Annotated in this window: 20 protein-coding genes and 4 pseudogenes; 14 read left to right on the top strand and 10 right to left on the bottom strand. The window is 68.3% G+C overall.

Translation table 11 applies throughout. The features are described 5' to 3' along the window. Positions 1-147: 147 nt before the first annotated feature. A pseudogene (locus tag ACFWP3_RS38130) lies at positions 148-405 on the top strand (IS5/IS1182 family transposase); the annotation flags it as partial. A gap of 28 nt (positions 406-433) precedes the next feature. Here the strand turns inward: ACFWP3_RS38130 and ACFWP3_RS38125 are convergent. Next, on the bottom strand, positions 434-820 hold the full coding sequence (locus tag ACFWP3_RS38125) for a DUF2326 domain-containing protein (RefSeq protein WP_384230663.1): 387 nt from the start codon (positions 818-820) through the stop codon (positions 434-436). A 239-nt stretch (positions 821-1,059) separates the two neighbouring features. Further along, positions 1,060-1,305 carry a hypothetical protein gene (locus tag ACFWP3_RS38120; protein WP_384230660.1) on the bottom strand — a complete coding sequence of 82 codons (246 nt, stop codon included), beginning with the start codon at positions 1,303-1,305 and terminating at the stop codon, positions 1,060-1,062. Between the two features lie 95 nt (positions 1,306-1,400). Here ACFWP3_RS38120 and ACFWP3_RS38115 point away from each other — a divergent pair. Next, a pseudogene (locus ACFWP3_RS38115) lies at positions 1,401-1,589 on the top strand (DUF4394 domain-containing protein); the annotation flags it as partial. A 131-nt stretch (positions 1,590-1,720) separates the two neighbouring features. Here the strand turns inward: ACFWP3_RS38115 and ACFWP3_RS38110 are convergent. After that, positions 1,721-2,596 carry a hypothetical protein gene (locus tag ACFWP3_RS38110; RefSeq protein ID WP_384230655.1) on the bottom strand — a complete coding sequence of 292 codons (876 nt, stop codon included), beginning with the start codon at positions 2,594-2,596 and terminating at the stop codon, positions 1,721-1,723. 49 nt (positions 2,597-2,645) lie between these two features. Between ACFWP3_RS38110 and ACFWP3_RS38105 the strand changes: the two genes are divergently transcribed. The 3 genes from ACFWP3_RS38105 to ACFWP3_RS38095 are packed head-to-tail and all read left to right on the top strand — an operon-like array spanning position 2,646 to position 5,243. Further along, complete coding sequence (locus ACFWP3_RS38105; protein ID WP_384230652.1) at positions 2,646-3,074, top strand: hypothetical protein; 429 nt, start codon at positions 2,646-2,648, stop codon at positions 3,072-3,074. 10 nt (positions 3,075-3,084) lie between these two features. Continuing rightward, the gene (locus tag ACFWP3_RS38100) at positions 3,085-4,485 is read left to right on the top strand and encodes a hypothetical protein (protein WP_384230649.1); all 1,401 of its coding nucleotides are present in this window, start codon (positions 3,085-3,087) and stop codon (positions 4,483-4,485) included. Between the two features lie 41 nt (positions 4,486-4,526). Continuing rightward, positions 4,527-5,243 (top strand): TSUP family transporter, encoded by a 717-nt coding sequence (locus ACFWP3_RS38095; protein ID WP_384230646.1) that lies wholly within the window; start codon positions 4,527-4,529, stop codon positions 5,241-5,243. A 404-nt stretch (positions 5,244-5,647) separates the two neighbouring features. Here ACFWP3_RS38095 and ACFWP3_RS38090 read toward each other — a convergent pair whose 3' ends face one another. Together ACFWP3_RS38090 and ACFWP3_RS38085 are read right to left on the bottom strand one after the other, a co-directional pair. Then, positions 5,648-6,643 (bottom strand): hypothetical protein, encoded by a 996-nt coding sequence (locus ACFWP3_RS38090; RefSeq protein ID WP_384230643.1) that lies wholly within the window; start codon positions 6,641-6,643, stop codon positions 5,648-5,650. Between the two features lie 146 nt (positions 6,644-6,789). Next, on the bottom strand, positions 6,790-7,167 hold the full coding sequence (locus ACFWP3_RS38085) for an RICIN domain-containing protein (RefSeq protein ID WP_384230640.1): 378 nt from the start codon (positions 7,165-7,167) through the stop codon (positions 6,790-6,792). Between the two features lie 193 nt (positions 7,168-7,360). Here ACFWP3_RS38085 and ACFWP3_RS38080 point away from each other — a divergent pair, with 193 nt between their 5' ends. The 4 genes and pseudogenes from ACFWP3_RS38080 to ACFWP3_RS38065 all read left to right on the top strand — a co-directional run bounded on the left by ACFWP3_RS38080 (position 7,361) and on the right by ACFWP3_RS38065 (position 11,341). Next, positions 7,361-8,914 carry an ISL3 family transposase gene (locus ACFWP3_RS38080; protein ID WP_384230637.1) on the top strand — a complete coding sequence of 518 codons (1,554 nt, stop codon included), beginning with the start codon at positions 7,361-7,363 and terminating at the stop codon, positions 8,912-8,914. Positions 8,915-8,984: 70 nt separating this feature from the next. Continuing rightward, positions 8,985-9,341, top strand: a pseudogene (locus ACFWP3_RS38075) (transposase); the annotation flags it as partial. Between the two features lie 160 nt (positions 9,342-9,501). Beyond that, complete coding sequence (locus ACFWP3_RS38070; RefSeq protein WP_384230635.1) at positions 9,502-9,705, top strand: hypothetical protein; 204 nt, start codon at positions 9,502-9,504, stop codon at positions 9,703-9,705. 481 nt (positions 9,706-10,186) lie between these two features. Further along, a complete protein-coding gene (locus ACFWP3_RS38065) occupies positions 10,187-11,341 on the top strand; it encodes an aminotransferase class V-fold PLP-dependent enzyme (RefSeq protein WP_384230632.1) in 1,155 nt (384 codons plus the stop codon). A gap of 73 nt (positions 11,342-11,414) precedes the next feature. On the opposite strand, the pseudogene ACFWP3_RS38060 reads toward ACFWP3_RS38065, so the two are convergent. Then, positions 11,415-12,376 (bottom strand): annotated as a pseudogene (locus ACFWP3_RS38060) (hypothetical protein). Between the two features lie 187 nt (positions 12,377-12,563). Between ACFWP3_RS38060 and ACFWP3_RS38055 the strand changes: the two are divergent. The 3 genes from ACFWP3_RS38055 (at position 12,564) to ACFWP3_RS38045 (ending at position 15,638) form a co-directional block, all read left to right on the top strand. Then, positions 12,564-12,845, top strand: a complete 282-nt coding sequence (locus ACFWP3_RS38055) for a heavy-metal-associated domain-containing protein (RefSeq protein WP_384230629.1) — start codon at positions 12,564-12,566, stop codon at positions 12,843-12,845. Between the two features lie 82 nt (positions 12,846-12,927). After that, positions 12,928-15,213, top strand: a complete 2,286-nt coding sequence (locus ACFWP3_RS38050; RefSeq protein WP_384230626.1) for a heavy metal translocating P-type ATPase — start codon at positions 12,928-12,930, stop codon at positions 15,211-15,213. A gap of 137 nt (positions 15,214-15,350) precedes the next feature. Continuing rightward, on the top strand, positions 15,351-15,638 hold the full coding sequence (locus ACFWP3_RS38045; protein WP_384230658.1) for a metal-sensitive transcriptional regulator: 288 nt from the start codon (positions 15,351-15,353) through the stop codon (positions 15,636-15,638). Between the two features lie 29 nt (positions 15,639-15,667). Here ACFWP3_RS38045 and ACFWP3_RS38040 read toward each other — a convergent pair whose 3' ends face one another. Next, positions 15,668-16,525 (bottom strand): class I SAM-dependent methyltransferase, encoded by an 858-nt coding sequence (locus ACFWP3_RS38040; RefSeq protein WP_384230624.1) that lies wholly within the window; start codon positions 16,523-16,525, stop codon positions 15,668-15,670. A 114-nt stretch (positions 16,526-16,639) separates the two neighbouring features. Between ACFWP3_RS38040 and ACFWP3_RS38035 the strand changes: the two genes are divergently transcribed. Next, positions 16,640-17,248 carry a TetR family transcriptional regulator gene (locus ACFWP3_RS38035; protein WP_384230622.1) on the top strand — a complete coding sequence of 203 codons (609 nt, stop codon included), beginning with the start codon at positions 16,640-16,642 and terminating at the stop codon, positions 17,246-17,248. Between the two features lie 94 nt (positions 17,249-17,342). Here ACFWP3_RS38035 and ACFWP3_RS38030 read toward each other — a convergent pair whose 3' ends face one another. The 3 genes from ACFWP3_RS38030 to ACFWP3_RS38020 all read right to left on the bottom strand — a co-directional run bounded on the left by ACFWP3_RS38030 (position 17,343) and on the right by ACFWP3_RS38020 (position 19,373). Continuing rightward, positions 17,343-18,116 (bottom strand): WD40/YVTN/BNR-like repeat-containing protein, encoded by a 774-nt coding sequence (locus ACFWP3_RS38030; RefSeq protein ID WP_384230620.1) that lies wholly within the window; start codon positions 18,114-18,116, stop codon positions 17,343-17,345. 120 nt (positions 18,117-18,236) lie between these two features. Beyond that, on the bottom strand, positions 18,237-18,842 hold the full coding sequence (locus ACFWP3_RS38025; RefSeq protein ID WP_384230617.1) for a DUF305 domain-containing protein: 606 nt from the start codon (positions 18,840-18,842) through the stop codon (positions 18,237-18,239). A gap of 90 nt (positions 18,843-18,932) precedes the next feature. Then, on the bottom strand, positions 18,933-19,373 hold the full coding sequence (locus tag ACFWP3_RS38020; RefSeq protein WP_384230614.1) for a DUF6153 family protein: 441 nt from the start codon (positions 19,371-19,373) through the stop codon (positions 18,933-18,935). 149 nt (positions 19,374-19,522) lie between these two features. On the opposite strand from ACFWP3_RS38020, the gene ACFWP3_RS38015 reads away from it, so the two are divergent. Continuing rightward, entirely contained in the window at positions 19,523-20,971 is a 1,449-nt protein-coding gene (locus ACFWP3_RS38015) for an MFS transporter (RefSeq protein ID WP_384230611.1), read from the top strand. The last annotated feature ends 227 nt before the right edge of the window (positions 20,972-21,198 follow it).

Below are 21,198 nucleotides of genomic sequence, written 5' to 3'. Positions count from 1 at the left end.
TCAGTAGTGATCACGGCAGGGCAGAGGGGTGATTCTCCGCAGTTCGAGCCGGTCCTGGAAGCGATCCGGGTGCCCCGGCTCGGCCTGGGCAGGCCGCGCAAGCGCCCGGTCCGGGTCCGGGCCGACAAGGCGTAGGACTCCCGTGCAAACCGCTCCTACCTGCGCAGACGTGGGATCAAGGCAACGATTCCTGTGCCTGCGGACCGGGTCCGCAACCGGCGGGGGCTCGGTTCGAGCGGCGGCCGTCCGCCGAAGTTCGACAGGGACGACTACAAGCAGCGGCACGCGGTCGAATGCGGCATCAACCGTCTCAAGCGCCACCGGGCCGTCGCCACCAGGTACGACAAACTCGCTGTCCGCTACGAAGCGAGCGTGCTGGTCGCAGTCATCAACGAATGGCTGTGACCAGCACTTTCACAACAGGCCCTAGTCGCTACGCCTTGCCTGCGGCTTTGAAGCGGAAACCGAAGAGGCCGCCTTCTTCGTCGTCGGTGAGGCGGGGGCTGCGGATGTGTGGTTCGGGGTTGAATCCCCGCTGGGCAGCGGTACTGAGGGTATCGGTGTTGAGAATGACGATGTACTGCATGTGCTCTTCCTCCGTCACTTCGGCCGCGAGCGCGAGGGCGCGCGCGACCTGTCGTTCGTCGACGCCGTCGTAGAGGTGGCTGTCGTGAATGAGGAAGTCAGGGCCGCGGCCGTGGCGGTGTGCGAGGACGGCCAGGGTGAGATCGAAGCAGAAGATGACCAGGTTGTGGATGCCGCGGCTGTCGTCGGCATCGATCCGGGGCGTGATGCTGAGGCTGGTTCGCCCGGCTTCGATTGCGAGGTAGGCTTCGCGGCCCTCGCCGTACAGGCGCTGGGCATACCGGGAGAACAGCAGGATCGCTTCGTCTGTCTGCTGCCGACGCTCGCGGAGGTCAAGGTCGACGGCATGCTGAAGTTCAACGCTCTTGGCGGTGATACGCCGGGCGCTGGCTTCGAGGGCCTGCGCTGCGTCGAAGCGGTGGCGAAAAGCACCGAGAGCGGCCTCCTCCCGACCCAGAGCTGTCTGCAGGGCGGTCAGCGCTTCCAGCGCTCCACCGTCCGCCAGCTCGCGCAGGAGGCGGGCCTGGTCCTAGCCCAGGTCGGCACGTTCCTGACGCCGGGCGGCCAGGCGTCCGGTGAGTTCCTGGATCTCCTCCTCCAGGAACCTGCGCCGGTTGCGTACGACGAGTGGTGGAACGCCTTGACGTCGTCGAAGCGACGCCGGACCTGGTCGTTGAGGATGACCCCGAGCTCACGGTAGGCCGGCTCGAGGTAGGACACCTCGACGTCGGTGGTCTCGGTGACCGCGCCCCGGAGTTCTTCGAGGTTGTGCTGGTCGATCACGTCGTCCTGGGCGAGCTGCTTGATCCGGCGCCGGCGGCATCTACACCCTCAACACCACCAACGCCGCGGCCACGAAGGTCTCCCAGCTGGACTTCGCCCTGGCGGGCACCGCCTTCGGCGTCGACTTCAACCCGGCCGCCGACCGGCTGCGGATCATCAGCGACACCGGCCAGAACCTGCGCCACAAGGTGAACGTCGCCACCGGCGGAACCCTCGTCGACAACCCCGCTCACGCTCGCATGAAGTGTCGGCGGCGGGTGCGGTCGGGCCGAGATTCCCATCTATAAAGGAGCATCGTTCAGGCCGGTGCGTCGCAATGGCTGACGCACCGGCCGACGACTTTATTTTCTAATCAAGAGCAGTATATTGCTCGCCCGATCACAGCGCCGAGCTTGGCGCCCCACTTTCCGGACTTGTACCCCTCTGCCCCGATTGGATCTTTCTGAAGGTCGCGATAAATTTCGCACATCTCTCGACGCTTATCTCCATCTCCCGAGCCGTTCTTGGCGCGAGCAATGATGGCATCCGCGTTCGTCTTCTCCTGGACCGATCCAGGGTACTCATCAGGCGGGGAAACAAAGTCCGCGTGGATGACCTTTTGGACTATTTCTTCCGCATTCTTCTTCAGCTGGGAATTATTCCGGACTTCGGGCGTATCGGCGTAAGCCTTGTTGAACATGAAACCGACTAGGCCATAAATATATCCGGGGCTGACCGGGAAGGTGTCATGCCATTCCTTGGGGCTGCGTATAATGTAATAGAAACCAGTGCCATGGCCGTAGTACATCATTTCGTTGACCCGCAGGCGAAGTTCCTTGGCGTCGAAATTCTCGGGTTGCATGACGGCAACACGCATGAGGTAGTCCCAGTCGTCACTGAGCCTGTCATTGCTGTAGAAATTAATCGGGATGTTGGTCGCTGGCTTGGTGTCGTACCCTTGACCGTGCCACAATGCATAGTCGGTTAGCGCACTGCCCGCATTCTTGGCATGCCATACTTCGGAGTCCAAGAGCCACGGCCAGTCCGCCCCCGCTCCCCTCTTCTTGGCTTCCTCTGCTTCCCTCTTCAGGGCCTCAGCCCTTTCCTTCTTTTCCTTCTCGCGGGCCGCGGTCCATTCCTTTTGGGTGGCCCGAGCGGCTTTGTTGGCCTCTTCGACCTTTTCCCGCTTGGCGGCCTGGTCGTCGAGGCACTTCTTCCACTCTTCTGCAGTGCTTATATGCCCCAGCACGGGCGCCGACGATGCGAACCCCGACAACAACCTGGGGCAGGAAAACGTCGTGGTGGGTCAGCTCGCGTCTCCCGCACGCGTCACCTTCGCGCTCCGCAATGCCGCATCCGTCCGTCGCCAGTTCGTACTCGAAGCCGACACTTATCGGCTGATGACACGGGAGTGCGACGAGGGCTACAAGCGCCAGTTCGCAGGCGGCGGCCGTTCCACGCGCATCGCTGAAAGCCGCGCCCGCTGGGACTGGGCACGGCGCACGCAGGCCTATGGCGATTTTCCCGTCCCGCGGGGATGGTCGGTGCGCATCACGCCCAGCGAGCCGGTGCTTGAACCCGGTGAAGAGCTGACAGTCGAAGTGGTGATCGAGCCCGACACCCCAGGGTTCTCGGGAGAGAAGGTATTCAACGTCCACGGATTCTCCGTAGGCCCTGGTGGCACACGCCAATTGGTCGGCGGAGTGACAATCATGGTGAGGACGTGAGGGAGGAGCGGTGGCCTTCAAGAAGTTCACACAATGCTACGAGTACAAGCCGGAGTTGCAGCCCACGAGCAGGCCATACAAGAAACAGGACCTCCTCCGGGACAGCGTCGTACACCTGATATTGGCCCTCACCATCTGGGGCAGTTTCACCCTCATCGGCACGATTGGCGGGCCGATCGGCACCATCATCGGCGCCATCGTCGGATACTTCGTAGGAATAACCACAGGCGTTGCTACCGCTCTCAAACACGTCTCATATCAGTGGCGGTTCCATCGGCTGATCTGTCTCGCGAGAGAACCCAAGTGCGCGGTGGGAACAGTCATACACGGTCCGAAGTACTCTGCCTGGGGCCATGCCATCATCAGTGAAACGCCCTTCGGAGACTTCGACAACGACGAGTACTTCGATGTCCGGCTCATGCCACATCGTGAGAAGGATGACTACACCAGTCTGCACGAGCCTCCAGAGCCCGCGTCCGACCCTGACTCCGTACCCCCGCTGTACGGAAGCACAGCGGCTGATGCCGAAATATTCGCCAACCCGCGAAATGAGATATACCTGGACGGATTTCAGGGCCAAGAGCTTCTTCAGCCCAAGCCGCAGCTCGCGGACCCTAATCCCGATCTGGGCATCGGTTACAACAATCCTGGCAAGGAGCCAAAGGAGTTCCACACGGCGAGTGCCCTGCACTGCGAAGCCGAAGGGGATTTTTGGGTTCGAATGAACGACATGGCGCTGTGGTTCGGCATCCTGGCGATGGTCCTCATCACAGCGACTGCTGCGGGAGCGGCCGCCGGCGGGGCGGCCGGCGCCGCCGCGGGCTGCGCCTTGGGCTCGTGGGTCCTAGGGCCGGTCGGCTGCCTGATCGGCGCAGTCATCGGGGCCCTCCTCGGCGCGGCCGCGGGCGGTGCGGCTGCGGCCGCTCTCAGCGAAGTAGTTCTCAACGCAGTGATGAAGGCTGTCTTCTTTGCTGCTCCAGGCCAGGCAGAGGATGCCAACGTTGGGGACGCGGCACTCGGCGAAATCAAGGAGAACAGCAAAGTTGCCGTGCTTGGGGAGCACGTCTACGACGGCTTTCATGCCGGCTGGCACGAATTCCACCCTCTGATGGCGGTCATGAAGCTGGAGGAGGACGGAACGACCCCCAGCGTGATGCTCACATGGGACCCAAAGTTCTCCGACGACAAGGATCCGGTCTCAAACCTCGACAAAGAATCGATGATGAAAGGGCTCAACAGTGAGGCATTCGCTGAGCACGCCGTCAAGCTGAGAAAAGACTTGTGCACCCGGCTTCAGGAGGCCTTCAACCCCACAACACGCAAGACTCAGCAAAAGCTTGAGCACCGATGGACCATCCATCCACATGTCGACGGTTGCACGCCGCCGAAAGCCGGTCCGGACATAGGCTGAACCACCGTTCCAAGCTGTTCTCGGCGACGGAGGGAGCGTCGATGGAACCGTACGTGGTCATCATCGTGTTTCTGGCTGTGGGCACCGCGTTCACCCTGTCGGCCGCTGCGGGGTTCGGAGGGAGTCTGATCCTCGTTCCCACTCTGGCCCTCATACTCGGAACCAAATCCGGAGTGGCACTGTCGGCCCTTCTCCTGGCCGCCAACAACGTCGTCAAGGTATACGCGTACCGCAAAACGATTCCTTACCGAAAGGCAGTTCCGGTCATAGTCCTCGTCGCCGCCGGAACATTCCTCGGTGCGCAGTTGCTGATCGCGGCGCCCGAAAAGGTGGTGACCGTCGCGGTTGTCTTCTGCTTCGCCGCAGCCTTCCTCATTGAGTCGCTCCGCCTCGGGCGCTGGCGACACGTGGGCTCGCCAATCCTTGCGTTCCTCTCCGGTGCCACCTCAGGGTTCAGCGGGACGTCCGACCCACTCAAAGGGCTCGCCGTACGTGGACTGGACCTCGATCGCATGCACCTCGTTGGCGCGCTTTCCTTGGTTTCGCTCATCGGAGACACCACCAAGACAGCGATCTGGACGGAGGCTTCGCTCCTCACGGGCAGGCACTACTTCGTCGCCCTGGCTTGCGTGCCGCTCATGCTGGTCGCCACATTCTTTGGACGACGCTTCAACACAAGAGTCGGCGAACGGGGCTACACGGGCCTGTTCTGGACTGTCATGGCGGGGTATACCAGTCGCCTGCTGGTGAACCTGTAGGCAGCTACGTCTCCGCGGTGTTTGGTCGTCTGAACCTGCGCTGGGACCGTGCACGATTTCATCGGACCCGCGATCGGTGTTGGACTGCCAGCCTGTGGTCCGACTGATGGGTCATTCAGCAGGCCAGTGACTCCGCGACTACATGGCGCCCCTGCGGGAGGCGATCGGCAAGCCCCGCCGCGAGGCAGCCGACGCCTGTGCTCTGACAGGCCAGGCTCGCTCAGGCAGGAGTTGGCTGCGTAGGACACTTACCAGAAACGGTTGTTGCCGGATTCTGGGAACGGCCGCGGACGGCCGCTGTGGGAAATGTTGGCGAGATGCAGGAACACGCTTCTGTGCGTGTGGTGCGACGGCAGCCCGCAGTGTGGTGGCCCTCTGATCAAGTCCATCGCCCTGAAAGGGCCTTAGGAGAGCACCCATTGGGGTGGGTGTCCGGGGTCGGCTGGGCAGGTGAAGACGTGCAGGTCCCGGTCCCGGCCAAAGCGGAGCCGAGTGGGCTGGGCAACGGACTGGCCGCCCCGGATCGAGGCCTTCCCCTGGAGGGACGGGTCGCGGTCTTCCAGCGGCATCCAGCTGTGCGAGTCGGCGTCCATCTCGTCGCCGGCGGCGGTCAGCAGCAGTCGCATCGGGGTCGCGCAGGACGTGCAGTCGACGGTCAATGGGCCCGTCGACGCCCAGTTGGGAAAGCCGCCGACCCGCCAGCCGGGTGGGATCGACAGGTCGCTCTGGTAGCTGGGGGCGTCGCGGCCGTGCTCCGCCGTCTGGGCGTCGTCCCAGGCGTCGATGAGAGCGATCAGCGGGGCCGGCAGCGTGTCGTCCTCCGCCCAGGGATAGGTGTCTACCTGTTCGGGGTGCAGCACGCACGGCTCGGGGAGCTCGTCCTCCCACCGGAACAGAGGCACTTCAGGCGGGGCGGCGAGGAAGCGTTCCGCGCGTTCGGTCTCTGCGGCCCGCCGCCACCGCAGGAGGTAGCGGCGCTCCAGGTACGGACCGTGGGCAAACGGGCAGCGGAAGAGTTGCACCAGGTCCGCGCCGTCGGGCCCGGCTACCAGGCCCGGGATGTCCCGGCGGAAGAACTGGGCAAGCCCCACGAACGGCACCGACCCGTCCTCACCGCCCGTGCCGGCGCCGTGCCAAGGACGGCTCCGCGGCCACACGCCCGCGGCACGGGCGCTGCGGATCTCGTCCGGCACGTACCCCTCGGTTTCGTGCTGGTGGGGCTCGTGGCAGACCGGCCACGGCTCGCTGTCCGGCCACAGCATCGGCCCGCCGACATGGCTGTTGCGCACGTCGGGCTGTCCCGGCCGGGGGTGCAGGCGGGTTGTCCGGCCCCGGTAGGAGGCCAGTTCCGGGAAAACGGCCTCCACGGATATCGGTCTGGCCGGCGTGGTCCTGGTCATGCGCAGACCGTACGTGGCCGGGAAGACGTCGCGCGAACGGATCGCCGCAAGCCGTCCGGCGTTGACACAGGGGGGCGGGGTGGTGCTGGCCAGTCGTGGTGAAGGGGCCTTGCAGGCGAGGCCCCTTCAGTGACGCACCGAACTAACTACAGCGTGGCAGCGACTGCGGTTGCGGAGGCGGGGACAGCAGAGGAGGGTCCGGTCGAGTAGCCCCAGATCTCGTCAGAGGCGCCGTTGCAGGTGTACTGGGTGACACCGGCCCCGTTGCTCAGGCTGGATCCGACGCCCATGCACTTGCCCGAGTACTCGTTCTGCAGGAAGTACGCCCTGGCGCCGTTGCTGTCCGTGGTGGCCACGAAGTACCAGCGCTCGTCTGAGGCCGAGCCGTCGCAGCCCCACTGGATCATGGGTGCGCTGTTGGTGGTCTTGCTTCCCACGCCGGCGCACAGGCCGCTGTAGTAGTTGCCCAGGTAGTACCCGCTGCCTGCGTTGGCTGTGCCTGTCCCCAGGGCGATTGCTGCCATCGTGCCGGTGACCACGCCGAGATGTCGGCGTACTCGTTAGAGTGGCTCTGGCAAGATTTTCGTAGGCGGAGATCATCACGGTGACGCGGTCGATCGACCCGCAGCGCGGGCAGCATCTGACTGTGCTCTGTTGAACTGGTCAGTCTGTTACCGCAGTTGTCTGATGTGATGGTGATTTCGGTCGAGGTCTCCGATGCTGTGGTGGCGGTCCGTGCCTGCACGAGATCGAGTGTTTGCGGGATGTACGGGATGCGGACATCTCAGCACGTGGTGCCACAGCCGCTATGCACGGCATCTTTCCGACGTCACGCTCGCGGGCCGGCCTTTGCACATCGACTTGTCCGTACGCCGTCTGTACTGCGAGAACACGAGCTGCCCGAAGGTGACCTTCGCCGAACAGGTGCCGGGGCTGACCGTCCGCTACCAGCGGCGCACACCTCAACTGCAGCACTTGTTGGAGGACGTCGGTGTGGTGCTGGCCGGCCGGGGCGGGTCCCGGATGCTGCGGATCTTGAACATCAGACTCTCGCGGGTCGCCGTTCTGTCCCAACTGATGCGGGTGCCGCTTCCGCCACTGGTCACGCCCCAGGTCTTGGGGGTCGACGACTTCGCGCTCTACGGCGGCAGTTACGGAACTCTCCTGGTGAACGCCACCACGCGGCTTCCGCTCACGCTTTGGGAGGGACGCGACGCGGAACAGCTCGGCCGCTGGCTCCGTGAGCATCCGGGTGTTGAGGTCGCCTGCCGCGACGGCTCGCTCACCTACCGGCAGGGCATCACCAGCGGCGCCCCCGAAGCCGTGCAGGTCAGCGACCGATTTCACCTTTGGCAGGGCCTCTCCCGCCGAGTGCAGGACATCGCTTCCGCCCACCGCGGCTGCCTGCCCGCAGCACTGCCTCCGACCGGCGAATCCAATTCCGCACCGGGCGAGGAATCCGTCGAGAACACCACCGCGGACACGCGAGCCGAGCGCCACGCCCGAAGGCTTTTCGAAGCCGTTCAGGCCTTGACCCGTTCTGGGCGGAGCCACAGCTCCGTGGCCCGGGAGCTCGGCCTGAACCGCCGAACCGTCAGCAAGTACGCCCGAGCTCGCACCTGGCAAGAGGTCATGCGGCGCCCTCCACGCAAGTTCTCCGCCCTCGATCCCTACCTCGACTACCTCCAGCAACGCTGGGACGAGGGACAGCACAGCGCGAAGGTCCTGCACGAAGAACTGCAGACCAAGGGCTACCTCGGCCACTACCAGCGCGTGAAAATGGCTGTCGCACCCCTCAGGCGGGGCCTGCCCCTGGACGAGCCACGCGAGCGGCCGCCCTCCCCGCGCGAAGCGGCCCGATGGATCATGACCCACCCGCATCGGCGCAGCCCGCACATCAACGACCGCCTGCCCCGCCTCCTCGACCACTGCCCGGAACTCAGGACCGCCCACGACCTGGTCCGCCGGTTCGCCGCCATGCTCGACAACCGCGACGGGACCCACCTGCCCGAGTGGCTGGACGACCTCGCGATCACCGGACTCGCACCGCTGACCGGCCTTGCCAGAGCCCTTCGCGAAGACCGAGATGCCGTTGCCAAAGGCATCACCACCCCCTACAACTCCGGGGTCAACGAGGGTCGCATCACCGACGTCAAACTGCAGAAACGCATCATGGCAGGACGCGCCGGCGTCCGTCTCCTCAGACACCGCGTCGTCCTGATCGCCCACCTCCGCCGCCGCTATGCCGACCAGTCAAGCGTGCGACCGTGATGATCTCCGCCTACGAAAATCTTGCCAGAGCCACGTTCACTTGTACGCCGACAAAAGGCCGTCCTAGACACTGGGCGAGATCGGCGACGACCGGAGCCGGTTCGCCACGGCCGGAGGGCTGAAGGCGTACGCCGGATCCGCCCCGATCACGCGGGCCTCGGGCAAACGCCGCTACGTCGGACGCCGGTTCGTCAAGAACAACCGGCTCAACCACGTCGGCCACCTGTGGGCCTTCGCCTCCCTCAGCGGCTCATCCGGCGCGGACGCCCACTACCGGCGCCGCCGGGCGGGAGGGGACTGGCACATGCAGGCCCTGCGGCACCTGTTCAACCGGATGCTCGGCCAGCTTCACCACTGCCTCCTGGCACGCGTCCCCTTCGATGAAGCGGTCGCGTTTCCCCTCCTGCAGCAGCAGGGTGATCACTGAGACATCGGCCCATTACAGGCTGTCCCTTCCGAGCGGGGAGGGGGAGTCATGGCAGAGGTCGGTGGATGGATCTGGGAGCGCAGCCTGCGGTCGTTCCTGGAGTTGCTGGCGGCTGTCGCACTACGTGGGTTGCGGGTTCGATGCCACCGACTGGGAGACGGTGGCCCTGGCGGTCGAGGCGACCGACGACGAGCGGCCCGACGGCTGGTACTCGTATCCCTTGGTCGGTGAGCATCGACAGGTCGAGGTTCGGCTTGCCCGCGCGGTCGGCGGCGATGAGCTCATGGTGGCTGTGAAGGGAGCTCTGACGCCCGAATTGGAAGTCCAAGCGGACACCCTGCTGGCCGCCTTTGCAGCCGGCTGACCAAGGTCAACTTGACCCGCTAGCTGCATGAGGTGTCTTCCCCCGCGATAGCCGGGGAAAGAGGCTCAGTCGTAATGGAGGCGGGCGAGCTCGCGCCGCGATCTTTGCGAGAGCGCTGCCTCGTACAGGAGCCGGATGCGGGTGCCGTTGGCGGCCTGGCGGTGGGCGATCGGCTCGGCCTGGTCCGGCCGCCGACTCTGGCCTGAGGCTGTGGTCTCGGGCGGGGGTGGAGGCCCGTTTTGGGTAGTGATGAGTCGCCGCGTGCGGACGCTTTGCGTAGCCTCGTCACCGGAAGGACACCGGACAGCTATGCGGTCGCCGCTCCGCCGGTCGGGGTGCATAGGGGTGCTGGATGTCGATGCCAAGTCGGCGGGATCTGCTGGCGAAATCTGCGGGAGCGGTGGCGGTCGCACTCGTCCCCGGCTGCAGCGCGGCTGCGGACACGCCGCGGGAGCGGCCGGTCACCACGATGGACAGGCGTGTGGACTGGGCCGCCTTGCGGGCGCAGTTCCGTCTGGAGCCGGGGTGGGCGAATCTTGCGTTGTTCTATCTGGCCTCGCATCCGAAGGTGGTGCGGGATGCGGTGGATCATCTGAGCGCTCAGGTCGACGCCAATCCCCTCTCGGTGCCCACGGGGCTGGCGCTGCCCGATGGTCCCACCGGTTGGCCCCGGGTTCGCCAGGCGCTCGCGGGCTATCTGGGCGGCCGGGCCGAGGACGTCGCGATGACGGCAAGCACGAGCATCGGGCTGGGCGTCTTCTACAACGGCGTGGTGACCCGTCCGGGTCAGGAGTTCCTGTTGACGGAGCACGACCACGTTGCCCATCGCACCGCCGCCCGGCTGGCCGCCGACAAGCACGGCGACACGCTGCGGCTGGGTTCCTGGTTCGACGATCCGGCCACCGCGACGGCGGCCGGCATCGCGGCGGCGGTCGGCGAGGCGATCCGCCCGAACACCAGAGTCGTGGGGATCACCTGGGTGCAGTCGAGCACAGGGCTTCGGATGCCGGTGCGTGCGGTGGCCGACGTGGTGCGACGGGCCAATGAAGGCCGCAGCCCTGCCGACCGGTGCCTGCTGGTCGTCGACGGCGTGCACGGGCTGGCGGCGGTCGACGAGGATGCTGCTGGTCTGGGCGCGGACGTGGTGATCGCCGGCACGCACAAATGGTTGTTCGGTCCGAGGGGAACGGGGCTGGTGTGGGTGGCGCCGGACGTCCTCGACCAGCTGCGGCCCACGTTCGTGAGCTTCATCAGCGGCGGGGGAGCAGCGCCTTTGTCGCCCGGCGGGTTTGTGGCTTTCGAGCATGCCTTCGCCCTGCCGGTGGCGGTAGCGCTGCATGAGCAGCTGGGCCGGGCACGCGTCGCCGCCCGCATCACGCAGCTGTCGGCGCAGGTGAAGCAGGGACTGGACCGCATCCCCGGGATTACTGTGCACACCCCTGCCGATGCGAAGCTGTCCGCCGGTATCACCTGTTTCAGCGTGGCCGGACACGCCCATCAGCAGGTCGTGGACCACGCCGCGACCCGCCGCGTGCGGCTGTCCACCTCGACCTACACCCGGATCGGTACGGCCGTGATCAACACGCCGGCCGAGATCGACACCGCCCTCAACGCCTTGGCCGACCTCGCCCGCTGAGCCCGGCCCCTGAAGCCGACCAGACCACTCCTCGACGTCGTCTTCGGTGAGGAAGCCGCTGCTGTCCAGCGGGTCAGTGGTGTTCGGCGCTGGGGTGCTCTTCGTGCTGTGCGGTGGGGGCGGGGCTGGTGCTGTGGGTGGTGTGCAGGGTGAAGGCGGCGGTGCGGACGGTGCCTTGGTGCTTGAAGTCGAGGAAGAGGCGGTAGGCGCCGTTGGTGGGGGCGGTGGCCATAAAGGAGATGCCGGGGCCGGGCCGGGTGGTGCCGTCGCCGGGGTTCCCTTCGGGGTGGACGTGGAGGTAGGCGAGGTCTCCGGAGCGCAGGGCGACGAGGTGGCCGTAGGCGCCGAGGTAGGGCTCAAGGTCGGTGACGGGCGTGCCGTCCTTCGCCACGCTCAGCGTCAAGCCGGTCGTCTTGCCGGCCGTGAGCGTGCCGTCGAGGGTGACGGTGTAGCCGTCGACTTCGGCCGTGGCCTTCTGCGGCGGCAGCTCTCGCGGCTGGTAGGGGTCGGCGACGGCGAGGTCTGCGCCCAGGGTGAGGGGCTTGGCGCCCTGCCTGGCGGGGGTGAAGTCGGCGAAGACGCGGTAGTCGCCTGCCGCGGGCAGGTCGACGGGGGTGCTCCAGGTTCCGTCCGGCCCGAGGGCGGGGTGGAGATGGCGGAAGGTGTTCAGGTCGCGTGAGGCGACGATGAGGTGCAAGTCCTTGTCGTGGGCCGCGGCGTAGTCGGTGACGGCTTTGCCGGCCTCGTCCTTGATGGCGAAGCGCAGTGGAGCCTCCTGGCTGGCGGCCAGGGTGAGGTCAGCAGGTCGAGGGTGTAGCCGTCCTGGGAGATCTGCAGTCCGCCCGGGAGGGGCGGTGTCGCTGCGGTGTGCTGGTCACCGTGGTTCATCGCGTTGCTCTCCTGGTGTCCGGCGGCGTGCGGGGCGGGGGGCGTGTTGCCGGTGAGTGGATCGGCGACCGCTCCTATGCCGTAGGCGCCGGTGAAGGCGACAGCGAGGGCTGAGCCGTAGAGGCCGATCTTGGCTGTGGTGTTCATGGTGGTCTCCCGTGTCGTACGCGGGCCTGAGCGGCGCGCTGAAGGTTCCCGACGATCCCGAGCATACCCCTGGGGGGTATCAAGCAACGGGGCGGGAGGGATTTGCTCTTTCATACGGGCCGGGGGTATACGTGAATCTGCCGCAGATACCCCCAGGGGGTATTACTGACAGATGTTGGAGAACCAGATGTCTTCGTCCTGCTGCTCCCCGAATAACACCTGCTCCACCACCGCGCAGTCGTCGGTGGCCGTGGACGGAGTCCGCACCGTGTACGCGGCGGGTATGACCTGCGGTCACTGCAGGGACGCGATCACCAAGGCGGTCGGCGCCGTGGACGGCGTCAGCCGCGTCGAGGTTGACCTCGCCTCCGGGCAGGTCACCGTGGTCAGCGCCGCCGGTCTCGACGACCAGGTGATTGCCGCCGCCGTGGACGACGCCGGCTACGAGCTCACCGGCCGCACGGCCTGACCGCCCCTCCCTCTTCTTCTCCGTTTCGGGCCGCCGGGGGCCCGTGCAGGGCCCCGGCCGTCCGCCGCCACCAGGAGCACGCATGAGCACCGCCACCACCACCGTCGCCACCACAGGCGCCGCCGAGGTCGAGCTTGCCATCGGCGGCATGACCTGCGCCTCGTGCGCCGCCCGGATCGAGAAGAAACTCAACCGCATGGACGGGGTGAGCGCGACGGTCAACTACGCCACCGAGAAGGCCAAGGTCACCTACGGCTCCTCGGTCTCGGTCGCGGATCTGATTGGCACGGTGGAAGCCACCGGCTACACCGCCCGCGAGCCCGAATCGCCGGCAGCGCCCGAAGGCGGTGTCGGCCGGGGGGACGCCGAGGGCGAGGGCGCGGGCGAAGCAGGCGCCCTGCGGCCGCTGCGCCAGCGCCTGATCACCGCGGTCCTGCTGTCCGTGCCGGTCATCGCGATGGCCATGGTCCCGGCCCTGCAGTTCGATTACTGGCAGTGGCTCTCCCTGACCTTGGCCACGCCCGTGGCCACCTACGCGGCCTGGCCGTTCCACAAGGCCGCGTTCACCAATGCCCGGCACGGCGCGGCCACCATGGACACCCTGATCTCGGTCGGCACCGGCGCGGCGTTTCTGTGGTCGGTGTGGGCGCTGTTCTTCGGGACGGCCGGCACGCCCGGTATGACGCACCCCTTCGAGCTGACCATCGCCCGCTCCGACGGTGCCGGGAACATCTACCTGGAGGCCGCCGCCGGCGTCACCGCGTTCATTCTGGCGGGCCGCTACTTCGAGGCCCGCTCCAAGCGGAAGGCCGGCGCGGCGCTGAAGGCGCTCCTGGAGCTCGGCGCGAAGGACGTCACCGTCCTGCGCGGCGGCCGCGAGGAGCGCATCCCCACGGCCGAGCTGCGGGTGGGGGACCACTTCGTCGTCCGTCCGGGCGAGAAGATCGCCACCGACGGCACCGTGACCGAGGGCTCCTCCGCGGTGGACGCCTCCATGCTCACCGGCGAATCCGTCCCCGTCGAGGTGGGCGTCGGCGACACGGTCACCGGCGCGACCCTCAACGCCGGTGGCCGCCTGGTCATCGAGGCGACCCGAGTCGGTGCCGACACCCAGCTGGCCCGGATGGCGAAGCTGGTGGAGGACGCGCAGAACGGCAAGGCCGCAGCCCAGCGCCTCGCTGACAAGATCTCCGCCGTGTTCGTGCCCGTCGTCATCGCCCTGGCCCTGGGCACGCTCGGGTTCTGGCTGGGCAACGGCGCCGGGTGGACCGCCGCGTTCACCGCCGCGGTCGCCGTGCTGATCATCGCCTGCCCCTGCGCCCTGGGACTTGCCACGCCGACCGCGCTGATGGTCGGCACCGGCCGCGGCGCCCAGCTCGGCATCCTCATCAAGGGGCCCGAGGTCCTGGAGTCGACCCGCAAGGTCGACACCATCGTCCTGGACAAGACCGGCACCGTCACCACCGGCAAGATGACCCTCCTGGCCGTTCACACCGCCGAGAGCACCGAGGAGACCGAAGTGCTGCGGCTGGCGGGCGCTTTGGAGCATGCTTCCGAGCACCCCATCGCCCAGGCCGTCGCGACCGGTGCCGCCGACAAGGTCGGCTCCCTGCCCGCTCTGGAGGACTTCGCCAACCTTCCCGGACTCGGCGTCCAGGGGATCGTGGAGGGCCACGCCATCCTCGTCGGACGCGAGAAGCTCCTTGCCGAATGGGCCATCACCCTGCCCGCCGCCCTGAAGGAGGCCAAGGACCGGGCCGAGGCGGCCGGGCGGACCGTGATCGCGGTGGCCTGGGACGGCGAGGCCCGCGCGGTCCTGGAGGTCGCCGACGCCGTCAAGGACACCAGCGCCGAAGCGATCACCCGGCTCAAGGCCCTCGGGCTGACGCCGATCCTGCTGACCGGAGACAACCAGGCCGTCGCCGACGCGGTGGCCGCCGAGGTCGGCATCGAGCAGGTCATCGCCGAGGTGATGCCCGAGGACAAGGTCGACGTCGTCAAGCGCCTCCAGGTCGAAGGCCGCTCGGTCGCCATGGTCGGCGACGGGGTCAACGACGCGGCCGCCCTGGCCCACGCCGACCTCGGCCTGGCGATGGGCACCGGCACCGACGCCGCGATCGAAGCAGGCGACCTGACCCTGGTCCGCGGCGACCTGAGAGCTGCGGCTGACGCGATCCGCCTGTCCCGCAAGACGCTGGGCATCATCAAGTCCAACCTCTTCTGGGCCTTCGGCTACAACGTCACCGCCCTCCCCCTGGCCGCCGCCGGCCTGCTCAACCCGATGATCGCCGGAGCCGCCATGGCCTTCTCCTCGGTCTTCGTCGTCGGCAACAGCCTGCGCCTTCGCTCCTTCCGCGCCGACAGCTGAACCCGCACCCGCCACTGCCCCCGCCCGGCCACCGCCGGGCGGGGGCAGTGGCACATCCGAGGTCGCAGCAGCGGAACACATCACCGCACCCTGTCGTTACATCTATACCCCCCCGGGGTAATCAGTGAAGGGAAGGGATCGCCGTGCACGGCTACACCGCCAACAAGGACGACGTCCTTAAGCGACTGCGCCGCATTGAGGGGCAGGTGCGGGGTCTGCAGCGCCTGGTCGAGGAGGGCACCTACTGCATCGACGTCCTCACCCAGGTCAGCGCCACCACCAAGGCGCTGCAGTCCTTCGCCCTGACGATGATGGACGACCACCTCCAGTCCTGCGTGGCCGACGCGATCGCCCAGGGCGGCGACCAGGCGCAGGACAAGATCGCCGAAGCGTCCCAGGCGATCGCCCGGATGGTCCGCACCTGAGGTGCGCGGACTGCCGGGCGGGGCGGCAGTCAGCGCTGCTTCGCCCTGTCACGTAGGGCGGTGACCATCCATGAGCTGCTGCGCAGCCACACCGCCCCGTCCGACTCGTATCGGCCGAGCGCATCGGTGAGCGCCTGGCGCGCCTTGGCCTGCTGGTGCGGGGTGACCTGGCTGAGCAGGTGGCGGCCGGGGCCGGAGTCCAGCAGGAACGCCGCGGCGTCCGCCGCGTCGGTGCCCCACTTGCCCGGGACCTCGATGCGCTGGACCTCGACGTCGGTGAACCCGCCCGCGGTGACCAGGGCGCGGATGCGGCAGGGGTCGGTGAGGGAGAACATGCCGGGGCCGCCGGCCTTGCCGAAGCCGCCGAGCGGCACGATAGCCTCCAGTGATGCCAGCGCCTCGAGCCACTGGTTGGCCTCGGCTTCGGCCGCGCAGATGAAGGCCAGCCGGCCGCCGGGGCGCAGTGCGCGGTGGAGGTTGGCGAAGGCAGCGGCGGGGTCGGCGAAGAAGGTCATGCCGTACCGGCTGATGACCGCATCGAAGCTCTCGGCGTCGAACGCCTGGACCTGCGCGTCGCCCTGGACGAAGGAAACGTTCTCCACCCCCTCCCGGACGGCGCTCTCCCGGGCCTTCGCCAGCATCGGGCCGGACAGGTCCAGCCCCAGCGCCTGTCCCCGGCCCGCACGCCGGGCCGCGAGGCGGGTGGTACGCCCCGCCCCGCATCCCACGTCCAGCACGCAATCGGTTTCCGCGACGGCCGCAGCATCCAGGAGCGGCTGGTTGAAGCCGTCGTTGACGGCGTCCCAGCGGTCCTGGCTGCGGGCCCACTGCGCGCCCTCATATCCGTTCCACGCCTCGGCCTGCGCGGTGTTGGCGAAATCAGCCATGAATGACTACCTCCCGCCGGGGCGCAGCACCGCACCCCGGCCCTAGTATGGGCAAGTGCCCAAACAGTATGGGCGGATGCCCATACTTGCAATGGGGTTGAGGAAGGGGCGGTTGTGTCACCTCGTGGAGTGGCGATTCCCGATTTGCGCGAGCGCTTGTTCGCGGCCGCGGAGAGGGTGGTGGCCCGCGACGGCGCGGCGGCTTTGACCAGCCGCGCGATCACCGCGGAGGCGGACTGCGGCAAGGGCGTCCTGCACACGCATTTCACCGGTCTGGACGAGTTCGTTGCCGAGCTGCTCCTGGACCGGTTCGCGCGCAGCGCCCGCCAGGCCGAGGCGCTGGAGGCGAAGGTGGGCCAGGGCACGGTCGCCGGCAACCTCCAGCAGGTCGTCCTCGACCTGCTGGAGGCGCTGCCCGCGCCGGTAGTGGGGCTGGCGATGACGCGCCCGGCCGCCGCACAGCACACCCGGGAAGGGTTCCAGTCCGGCGCGCCCGCCTTCGACGCCATCCAGCACGCCTTCACCGCCTACCTGCAGTCCGAGCAGCGCGGCGGCCGGCTGCCCGCCGACGCCGACACCGCCACCATCGCGCTCGCGCTGGTCGGCACGGTCCACCACCTGCTGATGACACGTATTCCCGGACGGGGAGAGGACGTGGAGGCGACCACGGGGCGACTGCTGGCCGTTCTGCTCGGCCGCGCCGGGCAGCCGCCGACGGCGTAGCCCTCGGGGGTCAGGGCCCGGCCGTCGGCGCCTGCCCCGTGGCGGCCCCTGCCGGGTGTCGGCCCGGCAGGAGCTGATGCCGGCGGTGGGCAGGTCAGTGTTCGGTGTTGCCGTGGTCCGGGCGATGGACGACGGTCCATGTGCGGCCGCCGTCCTTGGACTCGTAGACGGCGTCGTTCGTGTCGGCGGCCAGCAGGTGAGCGGGGCTTGCCGCAGTCAGTACGGCGGGCTGCGCGCCCTGGGGGAGGCGGCCGCGTTCGGTCCAGGACGTCCCGTCGCCGCTGGCCAGGACCTTGCCATCGGTCGCCAGGGCGATCAGCTGGCCGGGGGCGGGTCGCTCTACGGCGGTCAGGGCGGGGGCTGTGGGGACGGGCTGGAAGCGTGTGCCTCCGTCGGTGCTGTGCAGCAGCCCGTCGCGGGTGGTCGCCCACACTTCCTGCGGTGCCTCCGGATGGGTGGCGAGATCGCCGCCCGGGATCTTCGCGCGCCGCTCCCAGGTGGCGCCGGCGTCGGTGCTGCGGATCAGGCCCAGATGCGGTGAGGTTGCCGTCGGGTCGACGGGTGAGGGGTGGCCGCTGGCGAGGAAGGTGCGTGGGCCGGTGACGGTGAAGCCCATCGTGTCCTGGTAGCGGTCGGCGATCCGTACGGCGCCGGTGGTGCCGAGTCGGAAGACGCCGAGGTGCCCGGCCGCGTAGAGGGTGCCGTCGGCGGGGTCCACGCCGAGACCGTGGAGATGCCCCGTTCCGGGGTCGGCGTTGCTGGCCCTGGTTGCGGCGGGCTGGCTGTCGGTGGCCGAGCAGGCGGTCAGCAGCAGGACACCGGTGGCTGCGGTGGCCGCGAGCGCGGGTATGCGGAAGCGGATGGTCATGTGTGAGGTCCAGAACGCTCGAAAGGGATGAAAGCGGGTCGGCCCCGGGTGCGGGCAGCCTTTGGCGGCTGCCCGCACCGGGGTGTGCTGAGACGGGTCAGCTTGTGCCGAGGAGCGTCTTCATCGGGCGATCTCGGCGCTCTGGGAAGTGATGATCGCTCCGGCCATGTCCTTGGCGGGCTGGTAGGCGCCCTCGGACTGCTCGGTCTTGGCCATGGCGACGGCGCCTTCATGGTGCTTGACCATCAGCTTCAGGAAGGCGGTGTCGAACGCCTTGCCCGAGGAGGACTCCAGCTGCTTCATCTCCTCGGCCGTCTTCATCCCGGACATGTCGTGCCCGCCGTGGCCGTCGCCCGCGGCCGGGACCTGCTCGCCCCACGAGGTGAGCCAGCCGGAGAGGGTCTTGATTTCCGGGTCCTGGGCCTTCTTGATCTCGCCGACGAGCTTCTTGACCTCGGCGGACTCGGCGCGGGTCGCGGCGAGGTCGGCCATCTCGATGGCCTGCTGGTGGTGGGGGATCATCCCCTGGGCGAACGTCACGTCGGCGGCGTTGTGGTCGCCCTGCTGCGCCGGTGCGCTGGCGGAGGCGGACGGCGTGGTGTTGTGGCCGTTGTGGGCGGCGCCGTTGTCGTTGTCGTTGCCGCAGGCGGCGAGGACGAGGGCGGCGGTGGTGGCGGCGGCCGGGCGGTGACGCGGCGGATCAGGGAACGCTTGGGCATGGTGCAACTCCTGCTGTCGGAGCACGCATAGGCGTGCGGAGATAGGGCGGGGCCGAAGGGGGCTCGCCGGCCTGGGGCCGGGCATGCCGGGGCCGCCCTATATGCGCAGGAGTTGCAGTTCGCTCAGTGACGGCGGTGCCCGGCCGCAGGCGGTGGCGCCAGGGCTGATCCCGTGCGCGAGGACCGCCTGGCTCTCGGCGTGGCCGGGCAGAACCGCGGGGGCTGGCAGGACGGGGGCGCCGGCCGTTCCGGCGGCCGCGCAGGTCGCATCGGCGTGCTCGGTGTGGCCGCCCCGTCCGCTGCCGGCCGGGTCGTCGGCGTGGACGCACCCCTGCGTGGCCGCGGCGTCGGAGCCGGCCGCCTGCCCGTGGCCGGCGGCCGGCGCGTGGTGGGAGGCGACCGCTGCGTGCGCGCCCGCCGGCTGCGGGGCGGGCCCCAGGCCGTGCATGGCCACCAGGCCCGTGAGCACGGCAAGGACCAAGAGCAGGCAGGAGCGCAGCCCGACGGGCTTCACCGCTCGCACCACCTGGCCGTCCATAGCCGCATCGTAAGCAGCCCGCTTGGTGGTAGGCGAGGCGAGGGGGGCCGACTGCCATTGAGGAATACCCCCTAGGGGTATAACGTTCCCGCCATCGAAGTCATACCCCCTGGGGGTATGAGGGGTTTTTCTGTCTTTGGGGAGCGGTCATGGAAACCGTTAATCCGCGCCGGTGGTGGGCCCTCGGGGTGCTCGCCGCGGCACAGTTCATGGTGATCATGGACACGTCGATCATCGGAGTGGCGCTGCCCGAGATGCAGCGCGACCTGGGGTTCTCTCAAGGGGACCTGCAGTGGGTGTTCAACGCCTACGTCATCGCCTTCGGCGGACTGCTCCTGCTGGGCGGCCGCCTGTCGGACCTCCTGGGCGCCCGCAAGGTGTTCGTGGCCGGGTGGGGCGTCCTGATCGCCGGCTCCGTCGTTGCTGCGGCCGCCCATAGCGCGTGGGTGGAGGTCGCCGGCCGCGCCGTACAGGGGGTCGGCGGCGCGCTGATCGCACCCGCCTCGATGACCCTGCTGATGATGCTCTTCGGCCACAGCCCCAAGGAACTGGGCAAGGCCCTGGCCCTGTACGGCGCGGCCGCCCCGGCCGGCGGCACCGCCGGCGTCTTTCTCGGAGGCGTGTTCACCCAGTGGGCCAGCTGGCCGTGGGTGTTCATCATCTACATCCCGATCGGCATCACCACCCTGCTCGCCACCGGCCTACTGCCGGCCGTCGCCGCCCGCCGCGGCGGCGGAGTCGACGTCCTGGGCGCGGCGGCCGTCACCGCCGGGCTCGCGCTCACCGTCTTCACCGTGGTCCGCGCCCCCGAGACCGGCTGGGCGACAGCGCAGACGGTCCTTCAGCTGATTGCAGGCGCCGCCCTGCTGGCCGTGTTCGTCCTCATCCAGCGTTCCGCCCGCTCGCCGCTGATGCCGCTAGGCATCTGGCGCACCCCCGGCCTCGGCGTCTCCAACCTGGCGATGGCGCTGCTGGGGGCGGCCTGGATCCCGATGTGGTACTTTCTCAACCTCTACCTCCAGCAGGTCCTCGGCTACGGCGCCTTCGCCTCCGGCGCCGCCCTGCTGCCGATGACCGGCCTGCTGATGGTCTTCATGACCACCGCCAGCGCCCGCCTGCTCGGCCGCTTCGGCCCCAAGCCGCTCATCACCGGCGGCCTGCTGGTCCTGGCCGCGGGCCTGGTGTGGCTGTCGGCGGCCCGCCCGAGTGGATCCTTCGTCATCGACGTCCTGCCGGCCTCGCTGGTGGCCGCCCTCGGCATGGCCCTCGCCTACATCCCGACCCTGATGGCGGCCATGTCCGCCGCCCCGCAGGAACAGGCCGGTCTCGCCTCCGGCATCGTCAACACCACGTACCAGGTCGGCTCCGCTCTTGGCCTCGCAGCCCTGACCGCGCTCGCCACCTCCCAGGGCGCGGGCGCGCTCGGCGACCTGCCCGCCCTCACCGACGGATTCAGCGCCGCATTTCTCGCCGCGGCCGCCATCGCCGTCGCGGGCGCCCTGGCCACCCTCACCCTCATGCGTGGCAAGCCGCAGAGCCCGCCCACCGAAACCGCCCCCACAGCAGAGGACGCGCAGCGGCAGCACGCCCCCAACTGACCGGGAGAAAGCGAGAAGGTCCGCCGATACCCCCTCGGCGGGCCTTCCCTAGGGCGGCAACGCAGCAGCGCGGCGCAGGGCTCGCGCCCGTGCGTACCTGCAACGGGGCGGGCCCGTCCGCCGCTCTCACGCGACCAGGAAAGCGCGGCCCGTCGCAGACCGGGTCTAGCAGTGATCCAAGAAACTCCTCTTGGATATACCCCCAAGGGGTATACAGTGATGGTGTG

The organism is Streptomyces sp. NPDC058525 (assembly GCF_042719495.1).
Lineage (GTDB): Bacteria > Actinomycetota > Actinomycetes > Streptomycetales > Streptomycetaceae > Streptomyces.
The sequence above is the reverse complement of the archived record's forward strand: the minus strand, read 5'-3'. Positions and strand labels throughout refer to the sequence as shown.

Coding starts and splice junctions, on each gene's coding strand:
- ACFWP3_RS38095 (WP_384230646.1), top strand. CDS start 4,527: ATGGAACCGTACGTGGTCATCATCGTGTTTCTGGCTGTGGGCACCGCG.
- ACFWP3_RS38090 (WP_384230643.1), bottom strand. CDS start 6,643: ATGACCAGGACCACGCCGGCCAGACCGATATCCGTGGAGGCCGTTTTC.
- ACFWP3_RS38085 (WP_384230640.1), bottom strand. CDS start 7,167: ATGGCAGCAATCGCCCTGGGGACAGGCACAGCCAACGCAGGCAGCGGG.
- ACFWP3_RS38080 (WP_384230637.1), top strand. CDS start 7,361: ATGCTGTGGTGGCGGTCCGTGCCTGCACGAGATCGAGTGTTTGCGGGA.
- ACFWP3_RS38055 (WP_384230629.1), top strand. CDS start 12,564: ATGTCTTCGTCCTGCTGCTCCCCGAATAACACCTGCTCCACCACCGCG.
- ACFWP3_RS38050 (WP_384230626.1), top strand. CDS start 12,928: ATGAGCACCGCCACCACCACCGTCGCCACCACAGGCGCCGCCGAGGTC.
- ACFWP3_RS38040 (WP_384230624.1), bottom strand. CDS start 16,525: ATGGCTGATTTCGCCAACACCGCGCAGGCCGAGGCGTGGAACGGATAT.
- ACFWP3_RS38030 (WP_384230620.1), bottom strand. CDS start 18,116: ATGACCATCCGCTTCCGCATACCCGCGCTCGCGGCCACCGCAGCCACC.
- ACFWP3_RS38020 (WP_384230614.1), bottom strand. CDS start 19,373: ATGGACGGCCAGGTGGTGCGAGCGGTGAAGCCCGTCGGGCTGCGCTCC.
- ACFWP3_RS38015 (WP_384230611.1), top strand. CDS start 19,523: ATGGAAACCGTTAATCCGCGCCGGTGGTGGGCCCTCGGGGTGCTCGCC.